This window comes from Photorhabdus tasmaniensis, assembly GCF_011189505.1.
In the GTDB taxonomy this organism is placed as follows: Bacteria; Pseudomonadota; Gammaproteobacteria; order Enterobacterales; family Enterobacteriaceae; genus Photorhabdus; species Photorhabdus tasmaniensis.
Genome location: NZ_PUJU01000211.1, coordinates 1 through 516, shown reverse-complemented (window position 1 = coordinate 516; position 516 = coordinate 1). Strand labels below are relative to the sequence as shown.

Sequence of the window (516 nt, the reverse complement as noted above, 5' to 3'; positions counted from 1 at the left end):
TGATGAAACAATTTCAGTCATCGTGCTATCTTCCTGCCGTCTCTGAGAGAGCAGAACACTGTCCATTGCCGTTGATAAAGGCGCAGCAGAAACATCGGGATTTCCTGAAACAATCATTTGCGGTGATGCAACCGTGACAGAGAATATTTCTGATATTGTCGGTGCACTGGCTTGACTCAGGGCTTCTGTGATTATCTGACCTATTGCGTCATCTTCCTTCATATCGCCGGATAGAAGACAAAACAGCGTAGGCAAGGTATCCGGTACCGATGCCAGCCAGGTCACCGCCTTAGCCGGCAGCAATCGCCCGGCGAATACCCCCCCCAAAATGACAGGCAACCCTCGTCTCCACTGGGGGAGTTTTGAACCGGAAACGATACGGCCCCTGCGGCACAGCCAACCCAGGATACCAGGGTTGCCCTTCGTCCAGTTCTCCGTCAAACTGGGCCAAAACAGGTAAAAAATGAAATAACGCAGCGTAAAACACCACCGTGTTCCATATCACACTTTGTTCTG

Annotated in this window: 2 pseudogenes; both read right to left on the bottom strand. The window is 51.0% G+C overall.

Annotation, left to right across the window (positions count from 1 at the left end):
• Nucleotides 1–339: pseudogene (locus C5471_RS23590) on the bottom strand (conjugal transfer nickase/helicase domain-containing protein); the annotation flags it as partial.
• Nucleotides 290–516: pseudogene (locus C5471_RS24725) on the bottom strand (relaxase); the annotation flags it as partial. The pseudogenes C5471_RS23590 and C5471_RS24725, both read right to left, overlap by 50 nt.